The following is a 16,181-nucleotide window of genomic DNA, read 5'->3' as shown; positions in this document are numbered from 1 at the left end:
CCAAATGGACACGGTTCGGCAACGCAGCCCTCATCAGGGGCTTGCGCTGACTGAGTGATCCCTGCCACGCACCGAGCGTAACGAGAACTTGTCCGGTCTTGTCCGGTCCGCAGGGCAGGGGTGCCCGTTCAGGCGCCCGGATCGAACCGGACGAACCGTTCTACCTGGGGAAGGGGCGCACGGACCCGCCGTGCGCCCCGCCGCGGTGCCCGGAGAACTACCAGGAGCGCAGCGTGACGATGCGCTCTTCGAGCTGCTCCACCGTCGCCATCGCGGTGGGCGGGCCGCCGCACTGGCGGCGCAGTTCGTTGTGGATCGCGCCGTGCGGTTTCTTCGTGCGGTGGTGGTACACGCCGACCAGCGCGTTGAGCTCCTTGCGCAGCGCGCCGAGCCGTTCGCTCACCGACTGCGACCGGACCGGCGGCGCGGCCGGCTGCTCGTCCTTCGGCTTGCGCCGCTTCTCGTCGGAGATCTGCTCTTCCTGCCGCTTGCGCAGCAGCGCGCGGACCTGGTCCGGCTCCAGCAGCCCGGGAAGGCCGAGGTACTCCTGCTCCTCGTCGGAACCGGAGAAGACCGCGGTGCCGAACGAGTTGCCGTCGTAGATGACCTGGTCGAGCTCGGCGGAGGCGTGCAGCGAGGTGAACGCCTTCTCCTCCTCGCCCGGTTCGTCCTCGGTGCGGTTGGCCTGGGCGAGCAGTTCGTCGTCCCAGCCTTCCTTCTCCCGGTGCGGTTTGCCGAGCACGTGGTCGCGCTGCGCTTCCAGCTCGCTGGCCAGTTCCAGCAGCACCGGCACGCTCGGCAGGAAGATGCTCGCCGTCTCGCCCTTTTTCCGGGCCCGCACGTAGCGGCCGATGGCCTGCGCGAAGAACAGCGGGGTGGACGCGCTGGTCGCGTACACGCCGACGGCCAGCCGCGGGACGTCGACGCCTTCGGACACCATCCGGACCGCGACGATCCAGCGTTCCTTGGTCTCGGAGAACTCCTTGATCCGCCCGGACGCCTTCGGGTCGTCGGACAGGACCAGCGTCGGCGTTTCGCCGCAGATCCGCTCCAGGATCTTGGCGTAGGCGCGCGCGGTTTCCTGGTCGGTGGCGATCACCAGGCCGCCCGCGTCCGGGATTCCTTGCCGCACCTGGCTGAGCCGCGTGTCGGCGGCCTGAAGGACCGCCGGGATCCACTCGCCCGCCGGATCGAGCGCCGTGCGCCAAGCGCGCGCGTTCTGCTCCGCGGTGAGCGGCTCGCCCAGCCGCGCGGTGAACTCCTCGCCCGCGCTGGTGCGCCACGACGCCTCGCCGGAGTAGGCGAGGAAGACGACCGGCCGGACCACGCCGTCGGCGAGCGCGTCGGAGTAGCCGTAGGAGTGGTCGGCCTTGCTGCGCTGGAACCCGCCGCCGTCCGGTTCGTAGGTGACGAACGGGATCGGCGAGTCGTCGCTGCGGAACGGCGTCCCGGTGAGCGCGAGCCTGCGCACCGCGGGCGTGAACGCCTCGCTGGTCGCGTCGCCCCAGGACTTCGCGTCGCCCGCGTGGTGGATCTCGTCGAGGATCACCAGGGTCTTGCGGTTCTCCGTGCGCACCCGGTGCAGCGTGGGATGCGCGGCGACCTGCGCGTAGGTGACCGCGACGCCGCGGTAGTCCGACGAGGTGACGCCGGTGGTGTTGCGGAAGTTCGAGTCGATCGGGATGCCCGCCGCCGCGGCCGAGGCCGCCCACTGGTGCTTCAGGTGCTCGGTCGGGGTGACGATCGTGACCGCCTCGACCGTGCGGTCCGACAGCAGTTCGGCGGCGATCCGGAGGCCGAAGACGGTCTTGCCCGCGCCCGGCGTCGCGACCGCGAGGAAGTCCTTCGGCTTGCTCGACAGGTACTTCGTGAGCGCTCGGCGCTGCCAGGCGCGCAGCGGGCGCGCGGTGGAGTCCGTCGCTGCGGGCGGCGCCCCGAGGACCGGCTGGGTCGTCTCGGACAAAACTCGGTTCACCCCCTCCTCGGGCCGCTCCGCGCGGCCGTGACGTGCGAAAACCCCCACTGTGGCACCGGCTTCGCCGCCGGGCGCCGCGATGAGGGCACGTCGGCCAGCTTACCTTCCGAGTCCCCGGGCGCCCGCCACCGCCACGGGTGGTGTCCTCCGACACGCCCCCTCTCGGCGGGGGTGACGAGCCAAAACCGCGCGCATGGACCATGCTGGGACACACCATGGGCGAGGTGACACCGGACGCCGGCGAGGCAGAGCCGGACGGCAAGGCAGTGCCGAAGAAGAGCGTGCCGGAGAAGACCGTGCGCAGGGGGCCGTGGCGGCTGCTCACCCGCACGCTCGCGAAAGCGTGGGACGGCAACATCTTCTCCGAGGCCGCCGAAGCGGCGTTCTGGCAGACGCTGTCGCTCCCGCCGCTGCTGCTCGGGCTGCTGGGCAGCGTCGGGTTCATCGGCGAGTGGTTCGGCCAGAACGTGGTCACCGCGGTGCACGACCGGATCATCACCTTCAGCCACACCATCTTCAGCGCCAACGCCGTGCAGGAGATCATCGAACCGACGGTGAACAGCATCCTCACCGTCGGCAAGGGCGAGATCGTGTCCGTGGGCTTCGTCATCTCGCTGTGGGCGGGTTCGTCGGCGATGTCGTCGTTCGTCGACGCGATCACCGTCGCGCACGACCAGTACGGCGTCCGCAACGAGGTGTGGCAGCGGATTTTCGCGCTGCTGCTGTACCTGTGCGCGCTGATCGGGCTCGTGATCGGGCTTCCGCTGCTGGCGATCGGGCCGGACCTGCTGCCGGAGTTCTTCCCGGTCGACTGGCGGCCGACGGTCTCGTCCTGGGTCGGCACGCTCTACTACCCGGTGCTGGGCGTGATGATCGCGCTCGCGCTGACGACGCTGTACAAGCTCGCGCTGCCGCGCCGGCTGCCCTGGCACCGCGGGCTGCCGGGCGCGATGCTGGCCGGCGTGGTGTTCCTGGTGTCGAGCATCGGGCTGCGGATCTACCTGAACTGGATCACCAAGACCGGCTACACCTACGGCGCGCTGGCCGCGCCGATCGCATTCCTGCTGCTGATGTTCTTCATCGGCCTCGCGGTGGTCGGCGGCGCGTATTTCAACAGCGCGATCCAGGAGCTGTGGCCCGCGAAGGCGACCCGGCGGCAGCGGCGCAAGTGGCGGCGGCTGGAGATGGAACGCGCGAACGAGCGGATGCGGGCCGAGGAGGGCCGTCGCCTGTGGGACCGCACGACGATGCCGTTGCGCCGGCCGAAACGGCACCCCGAAGACGACACCGCCGAGTCCGAGACCGGCCACGACGAGCCGAACGGCGCCGAGGTGCAGCGCCCCGGATCGGAGACCGTGCAGCTCGCGCGGCCTGAGCGTGCCCCGGACCAGCGCGGCTCCGAGCCTTCTTCCGGCTCGGAACCGCGCTCGCAGCAGGGCTGAGGTCAGCCCTGGCGGAACCGCCACGTTTTGCTGTCGAAGGCGATGCAGACGCTCGGCGACATCACGACCACGCGCAGGGTGCCGCCGTCGCGTTCGTCGTAGTCGATGCCCTCGACCTCGAAGTTGCCGCTGCAGCCGCTTTCCAGCGGCAGCTGGCCGAGCGAGGTGACGTGCCCGGTGACGTCGGAGCCGGAGACCGAACCGGAGAGATCGACCTGCAGCAGCGGTTTGGTGGTGCCGAAGAGGCTGCCGTCCGGGTCGTCGGAGGAGCACATGAGCCGGGTCGCGGAGACGAAATCGCAGCCCTGGACGTCGCGTACCTGGTGGTCGAGCCGGATCGCCGAGGCGTACGGCAGGTTCTGGCCGGGGTCGGTGGCCGCGACGCCGGGCATCGGGTAGACGAGCAGACGGTCCATCGTGCCCCATTCGCCGGACACGAGCCAGCGCGCGTCGGGCGACACCGCGGCGAACGAGTTGTTGTTGGCTTCCCACGATTCCAGCGCGTGCTGGTAGTCGGCGCGGGAGCCGTCCGGGGCTTCGACGCGGAAGAGCTTCGCGCCGCGGTCGTCGCGCTGATAGGGCTCGACGTACCAGCCCTTCGCCGACCCCGGGTCGCCGATGTGGTTCCAGCCCTTCGAGGCCAGACCCGGGTCGACGGTGCCGATGCCGGTGTAGCGGATGCTGGTGCCGGACGAGCGCTCGACAGTGGCGAGGCCCTGGCTCTCGTCGAGCGGACGGGCCCGGTCCGAGCCGACGGTGGTCCATCCGGTCACCGCGTCCGCGGCGCCCGCCGCGACGGCGCTGAAGGCGGACATCAGGACGACGAGGGAAAGCACGATCCCGGTTGCGCGCATGCGGGGACACTCCTGCGGGGAGGCGACTGGCCGGACTGCAGGTCTACCAGTTCCTCCCCGGGTGCACAGCCACCGAGTGAAGGATTTTCACCTTTGTTCCCGCGCACCGGGACGCGCGGGAAGCGCGCTCAGTCGTCGCCGCCGGGACGGAGGCCCTCGTAGATCTTCTTGCACTTGGGGCAGACCGGGGACCCCGGCTTGGGCGACTTCGTGACCGGGAAGACCTCGCCGCAGAGCGCCACGACGTGCGTGCCCATGACCGCGCTCTCGGCGATCTTGTTCTTGCGCACGTAGTGGAACATCTTCGGCGAGTCGTCGTCGGTCGACTCGGTGCTGTCGGTCTCCGGCTTGGTCAGCGTTTCGGTGCTCACCCCACCATCATGCCTCAGCGCCGCGCCCGCGGTAATGCCCGGCTAGGCTCGCCTGACCTGCCAAGGGACCCCTCAGGAGCCCGGATGCCGCACGAGTCCGCACCCCGCTGGCACAGCTGCCTCACCCGCCTCGGCGGCGACCACCGCGTCGGCCACGACGCCTGGGCCGACCTTGAAACGCGCTACACCGAACCGCACCGCCGCTACCACGACCTCGCCCACGCCACCGCCGTCGCGCACGACGCGGAGCGGCTAGCGGCCGACCTGCCCTTCCACGAACGCGCTGTCGTCGTACTCGCCGCGTGGGCACACGACGTGGTCTACGACGCCGTACCCGGCGAAGACGAGCAGCGCAGCGCGGAGTGGCTTCGCCGCTGGCTCACGCGCGCAGGGATTGCCGCTGCGCACATCGACCAGGCCGAAGCCCTCGTACTCGCCACCGCCGCCCACGAAGCCCCTGAAGGCGACCTAGCCGCAGCAGCCCTCCTCGACGCCGACCTGGCCATCCTCGGCGCATCGCCCGCCGTGTACGCCGCGTACGTGGACAACGTGCGCCAGGAGTACGCGCGCTATCCCGACGACGCCTGGGCAACCGGCCGCGCCGCGGTGCTGGAAAGCCTCCTCGCGCGACCTGCGCTGTACCTCACCGAAAGCGCGCGCTCACGCTGGGAAGCCGCCGCGCGGCAGAATCTGCAGGCAGAGCTGACCCGATGCCGCAGCGTGCGCGGCGATCACAGATGATGTCCGTTCGTGACCACCCAGACCACTCCCCTGTTCGTCCACGAGGAAGTCGCCTCGGCGTTGCGTGACGGTCACCCCGTCGTCGCGCTCGAGAGCACGATCCTTTCGCACGGCCTCCCGTACGGACGGAACCTCGACGTCGGCCGCCGCATCGAGCAAACCGTACGAGACGGCGGCGCCGTGCCGGCCACCATCGCCGTCCTGGACGGACGGCCGGTCATCGGCCTGTCCCCCGCCGAACTGGAGCGCGTCTGCGCCCCCGACGCCGGCCTGGACAAGCTGTCCCTGCGCGACCTCGGCCCCGCAGTCGGCCTCGGCCGCTCCGGCGCCACGACCGTCGCCGGCACCTCGGCGCTCGCCGCGGCAGCCGGGATCGGCGTCTTCGCCACCGGCGGCCTCGGCGGCGTGCACCTGGGCGCGGCACAGAGCTGGGACGTCTCGGCCGACCTCGGCGTCCTCGCCAAGGTGCCGACCGTGGTCGTGTGCTCCGGCGTGAAGTCCGTCCTGGACATCCCCGCCACCCTGGAAGTTTTGGAAACGAACTCGGTGCCCGTCCTCGGCTACCGCACCGACGACTTCCCCGCGTTCTACCTCCGCTCGTCCGGCCACCCCGTCGGCTGGCGCGTGGACGACCCGAAGCAGGCCGCCGCGGTCATCTCCGCGCACCGCCGGTACGCGAATTCGGGCGTATTGTTGACAAACCCGATCCCGGAAGAGTCCGAAATGGACCGTGCACTGCACGACCGCCTGCTGCGCGAAGGCCTGGCAAAACTGGCCGACGGCGACGTACACGGCGCGGACGTGACCCCCGTGCTGCTCGAACACTTCCACACCGCCAGCGAAGGCGTCAGCATCGACGCGAACGAGGCTTTGGTGCTGTCCAACGCCAAACTCGCGACCGAGGTAGCGGTGGCCCTGTCGTGACCGGAATCGTAGTAGTCGGCGACGCGGGCCTAGACGTCGTCGCGCGACACGACCAGCCCCTCCCCCACGGCGGCGACGCCCGAGCAGCAATCCGCTTCACCGGCGGCGGCGCCGGAGCGAACACCGCCCTGTGGCTGCGCTCCCTGGGAGCAGAAACCACCCTGATCGCCCGAATCGGCAACGACTCGGGCGGCCGCCTGATCCGAGCCGAGTTGGAAGCCGCAGGAGTCCGCTGCGCCTTCGCGACCGATCCGGAAGCCCCGACGTGCTGCGTAGTAGTCCTGGTAGACGGCGAAGGCCAACGCAGCATGCTCGCCGACCGAGGCGCGAACAAACGCTTCGCCCCCGAAGACGTCACGCCCGAGGCCCTGGCCGGCTCCACCCACCTGCACCTGTCCGGCTATGTCCTGCTGGACCCGTCCTCCCGCCCCGCAGGCCTAGCCGCACTGGCCGCCGCGAAGAAAGCCGGGCTGACGACCTCCGTGGACCCCCAAGCAGCCGCCCACATCCACGACCCGTCAGCCTTCCTGGACGACGTACGCGGCACCGACCTGCTCATGCCGAACACCGAAGAACTAGTCGCCCTGACCGGCTCCGCAGACCCGTCCTCGGCCACCGAACTGCTGAACACCGTAGGCGCAGTAGTAGTAACCGCAGGCCTGGACGGCGCGAGCTGGATCGACGCAACCGGCGTCTCCTCAGTCCCAGCAGTAGAAACAACCTGCGTGGACTCCACCGGCGCAGGCGACGCCTTCGACGCAGGCGTCCTCACCACCTGGCTAGCCGGAAAGTCCACAGTGGACGTACTACGCACAGGCACCCAACTAGGCGCACTGGCAGTAAGCCGAATCGGCCCGCAACCCTAAAACAAAGGTCCGTGAGGGGCCCCCTGACAGCCCCAGATTCCCTCAGGGCCCCCCTCACGGCCCCACCCTCGCCGCCCGGGATGCGCCCCAATGTGGCATTGGGTGCGTCAGACGCACCGAACGCCACATTGGGTGCGTCACATGCACCCAATGCCACATTGGGGCGCTAGCCCCACCCGAGAACCGGCAGCCGACGCACCCAAACCAGCGAGGCACCCACACCTCCCCCGCACCCCGATACGAAGCTCATCTGCGGTCGGCGGGTGCTTGTCAAGGCATCTTTCCCGCCTTGACAAGCACCCACCGACCGTCAGCACAATCAAGCTTCGGGGTGCCCCACGCAACCAAGAGGCCAATGTCGCCGCCAGGCGACGAGCCGAAACAGACGGACGCTACCCGTCAATCACCCGATGCTTCCGCCCCTCGATCTGCCGAGCATCCCGCGCATACCGATTGACCTTCTCCGACTTCTTAGGCGGCCGATCATTAGCGATCAGCACAGCGATCCAAGGCAACGGCACGGAAATCACCAAAAACAAAATAGCCAGCCACCACGTGTGATAAGTCAGCCCGGCCAAAATAAGACAGGGAATCCGGCACACCATCATGATGACGTACTTCCGCTTCCGCGCCGCCAGCTGATCGTCCAGCGACGGCTCGGCCTCGGTGATCAACACAGGTTCGGGGCGGGGATCGGCTCCGTGGGGTGCGTTCACAGCACCACCTCCGTGTTCCATCGTCTCACTCACCGGCCTTCCGCGACACCCGGGCGGGCAAACCGGGACAACGCGGCGACGACCAGCGTCTCGACCCCGGTCCGCAGCGTCGGGTGCAGCACCGGCGCGAACTTGGACGAGTGATTCGAGGGCACGTCGGTCTCGAACCGTCCCTCGGTCATCGCCGTGATCACCTGCTGCGCGTCGAACCCTCCGACCAGCCAGAACACCGACGGCACCCCGGCCGCCCGGCCGAACTCGCTGAAGTCCTCACTGCCGGTGACCAGCGGCGCGGGCATCGTCGCCTCCGCACCGAAGTGCCCGCGAAACACCTCGGTCAACTCGTCCGACGCGGCAGTGTCGTTCGCCGTGACCGGATAGGACGCGACGACCTCCACCGTCGGCGGCTGAGGCGCCCCCGCGGCCGCGGCTTCACCGTTCACGATCCGCTCGATCGCCTTGCGCAGCCGCACCAACACGGCGTCGTCGAAGGCCCGAGTGTTGACCTCGAGCACGGCATGGTCAGCGATCACGTTCGCCGCGGTCCCGACATGCATCGAGCCGACAGTCACCACGGCAGGCTCAGTAGCCGCGATCTCGCGCGACACGATCGTCTGCAGCTTGAGCACCACGGACGCCGCCAGCACCGCCGGGTCGACCGTGGTTTCCGGCCGCGACCCGTGCCCGCCGCGACCGTGCAGGGTGATCCGCAAGGTGTCGGTCGCCGCCATGATCACGCCCGGACGGGTCAGCACCCACCCGGCCGGACCAGGCACGATGTGCTGCCCGAAGACCACGTCGGGACGGCCGACCCGGTCGAAGAGACCGTCGCGGACCATCCCGGCGGCACCGTCCCCGGCCTCTTCCCCGGGCTGGAACAGCGCGAGCAGCGTGCCGGACCACTCGTCCCGCGAAGCCGCGAGAAGATGCGCGGCACCGGAGAGCCACGTCGCGTGCATGTCGTGCCCGCAGGCGTGCATCAGCGGCACTTCGCGACCCTCGGAGTCGACGCCGCGCGCAGTGCTCGCGTACGAGAGCCCCGTCTGCTCCTCGACCGGCAACGCGTCGATGTCCGCACGAAGCAGCACAGTCGGTCCTTCGCCGTTGCGCAGGACGCCGACTACACCGGTGCGACCGATGCCGGTGTGCACCTCGAAGCCGTCTTCAGTCAGCCGTCGGGCCAGCTCGGCTGCCGTGCGGGTTTCGGTGAACGCCAGCTCGGGATGACGGTGCAGATCGACGTACAGCGCTTCAAGCTCCGGCAGTGCCGCTTCAAGCGGAGCCAGGACACGCTCGGTGGTCTCGGTGGTCACGATGCTCATCGTGGCAGGCTTACCCACCGTGAGCACGAACACGCCTCTTCCTGACCTTTCCGACGACGTCTGCGCGCGGCTGCGCGAAGCGTTCCGACGCACCGGCTACGACGCTGACGGCGTCGTCGACGCGCTCGGCGGCGCAGCGCACACGGCGCTCGGCCGCGGCGAGCCCGAACCCGCCCGCCGCGCGAGCCTCGACGCCGGCGATCTCGGCGTCTTCATCCGGCTGTTCCTGCTCGGTCTCGCCGAGCCGGAGAAGGCCGTCTCGTCGGCGTTCGCCCCGCTCAGTGCGGACGACGCGGTGGCCGCCGGCATCCTGCGGACGGTCGGGGACGAGTTCCGCGCCGCACTCGACATCCGTCCGCACGGCGACGAGGACGGTTCGTGGTGGGTCGTCTCCGACCTCGACGCCGACATGCTCGGCCACGTCGTGCCCGAGGACCACGTGCTCGGCGTCGGGCACGCGTCGCTGAGCCTGATCCGTGCGACCAGCCGCCGCCCGGTCGGCACCCTGCTCGACCTGGGGACCGGCAACGGCGTCCAAGCGCTGCACGCGACCCGGCACGCGCAGCGGGTCACCGCGACCGACGTGTCGGCCCGCGCGCTCGCGCTGGCCGCGGGCACGTTCCGGCTGAACGAGCTGGACGTCGAGCTGCTGCGCGGCGAATGGTTCGCGCCCGTCGCGCGCCGCCGTTTCGACCAGATCGTGTGCAATCCGCCATTCGTGGTCGGTCCGCCGCGCGTCGACTACACGTACCGCGACTCCGGCTTGGCCGGCGACGACGCGAGCGCGCTGGTCGTCCGTCAGCTGCCGAGCTTCCTCAACGACGGCGGCACGGGTCAGCTCCTCGCGTCGTGGCTGCACCGTCGCGGCGAAGACTGGGGCGACCGCGTCGCACGCTGGCTGCCGCCTGAGACTGACGCCTGGTTCGTACAGCGCGACGTCGCCGACCCCGGGCTGTACGTCGGCACGTGGCTTCGCGACGAAGGCATCGACCCACGCTCACCCGAAGGCCGCGCGAAAGCCGCCGCGTGGCTCGACTGGTTCACCGAAAACGACGTACAGGGCATCGGATTCGGCTTCGTGACGCTGCGGCGCGCGAACGGTCAGACGCCGACTGTTATCTGCGAAGACCTGCGACAGGCTTACGACGACCCGCTGGGTCCCGAAGCAGCGAACTGGCTCGACCGCGTCGAGTGGCTGCGTACGCACGGCGACAACGTGTTGGACGTAGCGTTTCGGGTACCCGACACAGTGCTGCTCGAACGCGTCGACTCTCCCGGAGATGAGGGCTGGGAAACAACCGTGCGGCGGTTGCATCGCACCGACGGACCCGGTTGGCAGCACGAGGTCGACGAACTCACCACGCGCCTTCTCGCGGGTTGCCGCGGCGCGTTGCCGCTGTCGGATCTGCTGGACCTGCTGTCCGCCGCGCAGGGCCTCGATTCGGCCGAACTGACCGCCGCCCCTTTGCCGATCGTCCGCGAACTTGTGCGGCACGGCATGCTCGTGCCGGGTTCGCCGCGGTGAGGGCGGTGGCGGCGCGGGTCACCCGCGCGAGCGTGACCGTCGCGGGGGAGATTGCCGGAGAGATCAAGGAACCCGGACTGCTCGTGCTGCTGGGCGTGCACCGGGACGACGATCCCGGTAAAGCCGAAACGATGGCCCGCAAACTGCACGAGCTCCGGTTGCTGCGCGACGAGGAATCGTGCGCGACGACCGGCGCGCCGCTGCTCGTGGTGTCGCAGTTCACGCTCTACGGCGACACCCGCAAGGGCCGCCGCCCGTCGTGGACCGCCGCCGCCCGGCCGGAAATCGCCGAACCCCTGGTGGACGCCGTGGTCGCGGAACTGCGCGGCCGCGGCGCGACCGTCTCGACCGGACGGTTCGGCGCGGAGATGGCGGTGGAAAGCGTGAACGACGGCCCGTTCACCGTTCTCGTTGAGGTCTAGACCACATTGGAGAAGGCCGCGTAACATCGAAGGCACGGAGCGCGATTCGAGCGCATTCCCCGGAGCGCAGCGGTTCTCAGCAAAACCTCAGTTTTGGTGGAGCAACCGCGAGGCGGGTACGCCCGTCCTCATTTCAGCGAGCCGGGAACGTTTCACCTACCCGGAGCGTTGAGACCAGTGTCCAGCCAAGCCGGCTGGGCCCGCGGACACGGGATTCCACAGGCCCCGTCCCGCAGGCGCCGGCGAGACACGTTCAGCCCGTGACCGGGGAGGCAGAATGTCAGTCCAGACTCTCGAACGCGAAGCGCGCGGGATTCGCGAGCGCGGGATTCCAGCACAGCAGACCGAGGAGCGGGTGAGCGTGGGGGCGCTCACCGACGCCGACCTCGACGCCCAGAGCCCCGCCGCCGACCTGGTGCGCGTGTACCTGAACGGCATCGGCAAGACCGCGCTGCTCACCGCGGCCGACGAGGTCGAGCTGGCGAAGCGGATCGAAGCCGGGGTCTTCGCCCAGCACATGCTCGACACCGCCGAGGGCCTCACGCCGCAGCGCCGCAAGGAACTGCGCGCGCTGGTCCGCGACGGCCACGTCGCGAAGAACCACCTGCTGGAGGCCAACCTCCGGCTCGTGGTGTCGCTCGCGAAGCGCTACACCGGACGGGGCATGCCGCTGCTCGACCTGATCCAGGAGGGGAACCTGGGCCTGATCCGCGCGGTGGAGAAGTTCGACTACTCCAAGGGGTTCAAGTTCTCCACGTACGCCACGTGGTGGATCCGCCAGGCGATCACCCGAGGCATGGCGGACCAGGGCCGCACCATCCGGCTGCCGGTCCACCTGGTCGAACAGGTGAACAAGCTGGCCCGGATCCGCCGCGACCTGCACCAGCAGCTGGGCCGCGACGCGACGCACGAGGAACTGAGCGCCGAATCGGGCATTCCGGTGCACAAGATCTCGGACCTGCTCGACCAGTCGCGCGACCCGGTGAGCCTCGACATGCCGGTGGGCACCGAGGAAGACGCCCCGCTGGGCGACTTCATCGAAGACTCGGAGGCGACCGACGCCGAGAGCGCCGTGATCTCCGGCCTGCTGCAAGACGACCTCCGTCGGGTTTTGGCCACGCTGGACGACCGCGAACAGCACGTCATCCGCCTGCGCTACGGCCTCGACGACGGCCAGCCGCGCACGCTCGACCAGATCGGCAAGCACTTCGGCCTGTCGCGCGAACGCGTGCGGCAGATCGAACGCGAGGTCATGGCGAAGCTGCGCCAGGGCGAGCGCGCCGACCGGCTGCGGGCGTACGCCAGCTGAGTTTTCTTCCCTCTCCGGGCCCGGGGTTCGGGCTCGGGTTCCGGGTTCCGGGGAGGGCGGAGAAGCCGGTCAGCGAGCATTCGGGCTGGCGCGGCGGACTGACCGGGCGCGGGGTCCGGTGAGCCCGGCCGCGGCAAGCACGCGGACAGGCACGGTCAGGGTTTTCCGTGGGGATCGGGTGGGGCCCGGTCAGGCGGGACGGGGACTCCTCGACCACAGATTGTTTCGATGGGCAGTGGTTCGCGCCGCTGGTTGCGCAAGACCCTCGGTTCGGCTTTCGGACCGGGGGTCTTGTCGTGTCCGGACCCGGATTTCCACTGCCTGCCGCTCCGAGGACGGCGGAGTCGCCCGCCTTTGGGCTGGGGCCGGGTGTCCGGCCCCGGATTTCTCGCATCCACCGCCTCGACAACGACGAGGTCACCCGCCTTTCCGGCTGGGTGCCGGGGCCAGCCCCGGATTTTCGCCATCCGACGCTCTGAGGACGGCGGCATCGCCCGGCTTTGGGCTGGGAGCGTTGGTGTCCAGCACCGGATTTCTCGCATCCACCGCTTCGACAACGGCGAGGTCGCCCGGCTTCTGGGCCGGGGCGTCGCGTCCAGCCCCGGATTTTCGCCACCCGCCACTGCGATGGCGGCGGCATCGCTTCGGTTCCGGGCTGGGTGCCGGAGCCAAACCCTGGATTTCCCACGTCCGCCGCTCCGATGACGGCAGCGTCCTCCACCCCGTCCGTCTCCCTGGAGACGGCGGAATCGCGCGGCTCTCGGACTGAGGGCGTGCCCAGCCCTCCTCATCTGCCGCCCCGGTGCCAGCGGCCTGCTTCAACTCCCGGACCAGCGGCTTCGTCCTACCCAGCCCCGATTTCCCCCCATCCACCACCTCGGCAAGAGCGACGTCGAATTGCCGACAAATCGCCTCAGCAACACCACCAGCCCCACCAGCCCCTTGAGCCCCACAAGCCACTCCAGCCCCTTTTGAGCGCACCCTCCACCTTCCGTGCCCCGTTTCCTCCCCTTGACCCGATTCGTCCTGACACCCACCGCAATCCCGTCACCACTCCGCGCACCCGTTCGTGGAATTCGCGTCTCGTTCGCGTTTGGCGGTTCTGGGCAGTGGGTAGCAAGCGTTCGCGACCCCCGCTGTGCGGCGTCCGGTCAACGCGCCGGCGGGGGTCCCGTTGGTCACGCGGGGCGGGTGTGTGCGCATCCGGTCCGCTTTCCCCGGGAGGTCGGGTCCGTCGGGGTGGGCCCGGCCTCCCGACCATGCCTGCCCGAAACCCGTGGGAAGCACCGCTGGCGTGCGCTATCCCACAGCGTCCCCGCGCCCGTGCGACCGGGCGGAACCCGCTGAGTACCGTGAGCCAATCCCGATCAGGGCAAAGGAGCCTCGCTGTGCCGCCCACCACGTTCCAGCACACCGAAGTCCTGCCGCTCGGCAAGGACACCACCACCGAATACCGGCTGGTCACCGCCGACGGCGTCGAGACCGTCGAAGCCGCCGGGCGGAAGTTTCTGAAGGTCGATCCGGAAGCGCTGACGACGCTCGCGCGCACGGCGATCACCGACATCCAGCACCTGTTGCGTACGTCACACTTGCAGCAGCTGCGCGCGATCGTCGACGACCCCGAAGCCAGCGGCAACGACCGTTTCGTCGCGATGGACCTGCTCCGCAACGCGGCCATCTCGGCGGGCGGCGTGCTGCCGATGTGCCAGGACACCGGCACCGCGATCGTCATCGGCAAGCGCACCGAGGGCGTGCTGTCCGGCGGCGACGACGAGCGCGCGCTGTCTCAGGGCATTTTCGACGCCTACCAGCAGCTGAACCTGCGCTACTCGCAGATGGCCCCGATCAACTTCTGGGAAGAGCGCAACACCGGCACGAACCTCCCGGCGCAGATCGAGCTGTATCACAAAGACACCGACGCGACGGACCCGTCGTACGAGTTCCTGTTCATGGCCAAGGGCGGCGGCAGCGCCAACAAAACGTTCCTGTACCAGGAAACGAAGGCGGTCCTGAACCCGAAGCGGCTCGCCCGGTTCCTGGACGAGAAGCTGCGCAGCCTGGGCACCGCCGCGTGCCCGCCGTACCACCTGGCGATCGTCGTCGGCGGCATGTCGGCCGAGTTCAACCTCAAGGTCGCGAAGCTGGCTTCCGCGCGCTACCTGGACAACCTTCCCGCCGAGGGTTCCGAGCTGGGCCACGCGTTCCGCGACCGCGACCTCGAGCAGCAGGTGCTGGAGATGACGCGCCAGTTCGGCATCGGCGCCCAGTTCGGCGGCAAGTACTTCTGCCACGACGTCCGCGTGATCCGCCTGCCCCGGCACGGCGCGAGCTGCCCGGTCGGCGTCGCGGTGTCCTGCTCGGCCGACCGCCAGGCGAAGGCGAAAATCACGAGCGAGGGCGTGTTCATCGAACAGCTCGAACGCGACCCGGCCCGCTTCCTGCCGGACGTCACCGAGGAAGACCTGTCCGACGAGGTCGTGTCGGTCGATCTGAACCAGCCGATGGACCAGATCCGCGCCCAGCTGGCGCAACTGCCGGTGAAGACGCGCCTGTCGCTGACCGGCCCGCTGGTCGTGGCGCGCGACATCGCCCACGCGAAGATCGCCGAGCGCCTCGACGCCGGCGAGGAGATGCCGCAGTACCTCCGCGACCACCCGGTCTACTACGCGGGCCCGGCGAAGACCCCCGACGGCTACGCGTCCGGCTCGTTCGGCCCGACGACCGCGGGCCGGATGGACTCGTACGTCGCCCAGTTCCAGGCCGCGGGCGGTTCGCTCGTCATGCTGGCGAAGGGCAACCGCTCGAAGCAGGTCACCGCGGCCTGCAAGGAACACGGCGGCTTCTACCTCGGCTCGATCGGCGGCCCGGCCGCGCGGCTGGCGAAGGACTGCATCAAGAAGGTCGACGTGCTCGAGTACGCCGAACTCGGCATGGAAGCGGTCTGGAAAATCGAGGTCGAAGAGTTCCCCGCGTTCATCGTCATCGACGACAAGGGCAACGACTTCTTCTCCGAAACCAGCGAACCGGTCCTGCAGATCAGCTTCCGCTGATTCCGGCCGACGCCGAGGTCATCCGGGAAACATCCCGCCCAACCGGGCGAGAGTTTTCTCGATGGCCTCGGCGTTGCGCTTGGGAAACCCGAGCAACCGAATAGCAAGCGGCGACCGAGCAGTAGACCAGTCAAAGGTCTCGGTGACCTCGGTGCGCCCGTCCTCGGTCGGCTCGAGCAGCCAACGCCACCGATGCCCGGAGAAGTGCCGCCAAGCAATCAGCCGATTCTCCTCGAACTCGACCACGGTGTTCTGAATCCGGTACGGCGCCCCCATCCGCATCTCCATGCCGAACCGCGCCCCCAACGACAACCGCGCCGGCGCCGACCCCTGACTGGCCCGCACCGTGCCCGACCCGTCAATGAGCGGATGCTGCGCCGGATCGACGAGCAACGCGAAAATCCGTTCCGGTGCCGCAGCAACGACAGCACTGCGCGAAACCTGGCGAGTTCCCATTCACGCAGCCTAGGGCCGCCCCCCTCCCCCTGCCATAGACGCACACAAACAAGTCCACTATGGACTTCCGAAGGAAGTCCATAGCCGCACCAATGCACCCACGATCAAGGCAGCCACACCCCCCCAACCCCGATACACAGCCAAAAACACGGCGCGGAGGTGCTTGTCAAGGCATCTTTCCCGCCTTGACAAGCACCTCCCCGCCGTA

At 69.3% G+C, this 16,181-nt stretch carries 14 protein-coding genes; 8 read left to right on the top strand and 6 right to left on the bottom strand.

The annotated features are described in order from the left end of the window. Positions 1-217: 217 nt before the first annotated feature. Positions 218-1,963: a DEAD/DEAH box helicase gene (locus PUT80_RS13740; RefSeq protein WP_037819238.1), complete on the bottom strand. Its 1,746-nt coding sequence runs from the start codon at positions 1,961-1,963 to the stop codon at positions 218-220. Between the two features lie 227 nt (positions 1,964-2,190). Between PUT80_RS13740 and PUT80_RS13735 the strand changes: the two genes are divergently transcribed. Continuing rightward, the gene (locus PUT80_RS13735; protein ID WP_238607527.1) at positions 2,191-3,417 is read left to right on the top strand and encodes a YihY/virulence factor BrkB family protein; all 1,227 of its coding nucleotides are present in this window, start codon (positions 2,191-2,193) and stop codon (positions 3,415-3,417) included. Positions 3,418-3,419: 2 nt separating this feature from the next. Here PUT80_RS13735 and PUT80_RS13730 read toward each other — a convergent pair whose 3' ends face one another. Together PUT80_RS13730 and PUT80_RS13725 are read right to left on the bottom strand one after the other, a co-directional pair. After that, the gene (locus PUT80_RS13730; RefSeq protein ID WP_134668169.1) at positions 3,420-4,271 is read right to left on the bottom strand and encodes a hypothetical protein; all 852 of its coding nucleotides are present in this window, start codon (positions 4,269-4,271) and stop codon (positions 3,420-3,422) included. Positions 4,272-4,399: 128 nt separating this feature from the next. Beyond that, positions 4,400-4,642, bottom strand: coding sequence for a DUF3039 domain-containing protein (locus tag PUT80_RS13725; protein ID WP_020657970.1), 243 nt, complete (start codon positions 4,640-4,642; stop codon positions 4,400-4,402). Positions 4,643-4,726: 84 nt separating this feature from the next. Here PUT80_RS13725 and PUT80_RS13720 point away from each other — a divergent pair, with 84 nt between their 5' ends. From PUT80_RS13720 to PUT80_RS13710, 3 genes are read left to right on the top strand one after another with little or no spacing between them, the layout of a single operon-like run. After that, positions 4,727-5,383: a hypothetical protein gene (locus tag PUT80_RS13720; protein ID WP_275292168.1), complete on the top strand. Its 657-nt coding sequence runs from the start codon at positions 4,727-4,729 to the stop codon at positions 5,381-5,383. A gap of 9 nt (positions 5,384-5,392) precedes the next feature. Then, positions 5,393-6,307 (top strand): pseudouridine-5'-phosphate glycosidase, encoded by a 915-nt coding sequence (locus PUT80_RS13715; RefSeq protein ID WP_037819193.1) that lies wholly within the window; start codon positions 5,393-5,395, stop codon positions 6,305-6,307. Then, complete coding sequence (locus PUT80_RS13710) at positions 6,304-7,173, top strand: carbohydrate kinase family protein (protein ID WP_037819195.1); 870 nt, start codon at positions 6,304-6,306, stop codon at positions 7,171-7,173. Before PUT80_RS13715 ends, PUT80_RS13710 begins: the two co-directional genes overlap by 4 nt. A gap of 392 nt (positions 7,174-7,565) precedes the next feature. Here the strand turns inward: PUT80_RS13710 and PUT80_RS13705 are convergent, their stop codons facing one another. Both PUT80_RS13705 and PUT80_RS13700 read right to left on the bottom strand, forming a co-directional pair. After that, positions 7,566-7,910, bottom strand: coding sequence for a DUF3099 domain-containing protein (locus tag PUT80_RS13705; protein ID WP_051728718.1), 345 nt, complete (start codon positions 7,908-7,910; stop codon positions 7,566-7,568). Between the two features lie 8 nt (positions 7,911-7,918). After that, positions 7,919-9,211, bottom strand: a complete 1,293-nt coding sequence (locus tag PUT80_RS13700; protein WP_037810035.1) for an amidohydrolase — start codon at positions 9,209-9,211, stop codon at positions 7,919-7,921. A 19-nt stretch (positions 9,212-9,230) separates the two neighbouring features. Here PUT80_RS13700 and PUT80_RS13695 point away from each other — a divergent pair, with 19 nt between their 5' ends. From PUT80_RS13695 to PUT80_RS13680, 4 genes are all read left to right on the top strand, one after another. Next, a complete protein-coding gene (locus PUT80_RS13695) occupies positions 9,231-10,736 on the top strand; it encodes a class I SAM-dependent methyltransferase (RefSeq protein WP_275292225.1) in 1,506 nt (501 codons plus the stop codon). Beyond that, positions 10,733-11,158: a D-aminoacyl-tRNA deacylase gene (gene dtd, locus PUT80_RS13690; RefSeq protein ID WP_037810034.1), complete on the top strand. Its 426-nt coding sequence runs from the start codon at positions 10,733-10,735 to the stop codon at positions 11,156-11,158. The genes PUT80_RS13695 and dtd overlap by 4 nt, the downstream gene beginning before the upstream one ends. A 277-nt stretch (positions 11,159-11,435) precedes the next feature. Then, complete coding sequence (locus PUT80_RS13685) at positions 11,436-12,467, top strand: sigma-70 family RNA polymerase sigma factor (RefSeq protein ID WP_037810032.1); 1,032 nt, start codon at positions 11,436-11,438, stop codon at positions 12,465-12,467. Positions 12,468-13,855: 1,388 nt separating this feature from the next. Next, positions 13,856-15,517 carry a fumarate hydratase gene (locus PUT80_RS13680; RefSeq protein ID WP_037810030.1) on the top strand — a complete coding sequence of 554 codons (1,662 nt, stop codon included), beginning with the start codon at positions 13,856-13,858 and terminating at the stop codon, positions 15,515-15,517. A gap of 18 nt (positions 15,518-15,535) precedes the next feature. On the opposite strand, the gene PUT80_RS13675 is transcribed toward PUT80_RS13680, so the two are convergent. After that, entirely contained in the window at positions 15,536-15,973 is a 438-nt protein-coding gene (locus tag PUT80_RS13675; RefSeq protein ID WP_037810029.1) for an SRPBCC family protein, read from the bottom strand. Between the last annotated feature and the right edge of the window lie 208 nt (positions 15,974-16,181).

The sequence above is a fragment of the Amycolatopsis sp. La24 genome (genome assembly GCF_029087445.1).
GTDB classification, from domain to species: Bacteria; Actinomycetota; Actinomycetes; order Mycobacteriales; family Pseudonocardiaceae; genus Amycolatopsis; species Amycolatopsis nivea.
Note: the sequence above shows the minus strand (reverse complement) of the source record. Positions and strands in the feature narration are given on the sequence as shown.

What these genes read in the sequence shown, in the direction of transcription:
- PUT80_RS13730 (WP_134668169.1), bottom strand. Translation starts at nt 4,271, where the DNA reads ATGCGCGCAACCGGGATCGTGCTTTCCCTCGTCGTCCTGATGTCCGCC.
- PUT80_RS13735 (WP_238607527.1), top strand. Translation starts at nt 2,191, where the DNA reads ATGGGCGAGGTGACACCGGACGCCGGCGAGGCAGAGCCGGACGGCAAG.
- PUT80_RS13705 (WP_051728718.1), bottom strand. Translation starts at nt 7,910, where the DNA reads ATGGAACACGGAGGTGGTGCTGTGAACGCACCCCACGGAGCCGATCCC.
- PUT80_RS13675 (WP_037810029.1), bottom strand. Translation starts at nt 15,973, where the DNA reads ATGGGAACTCGCCAGGTTTCGCGCAGTGCTGTCGTTGCTGCGGCACCG.
- PUT80_RS13685 (WP_037810032.1), top strand. Translation starts at nt 11,436, where the DNA reads ATGTCAGTCCAGACTCTCGAACGCGAAGCGCGCGGGATTCGCGAGCGC.
- PUT80_RS13700 (WP_037810035.1), bottom strand. Translation starts at nt 9,211, where the DNA reads ATGAGCATCGTGACCACCGAGACCACCGAGCGTGTCCTGGCTCCGCTT.
- PUT80_RS13720 (WP_275292168.1), top strand. Translation starts at nt 4,727, where the DNA reads ATGCCGCACGAGTCCGCACCCCGCTGGCACAGCTGCCTCACCCGCCTC.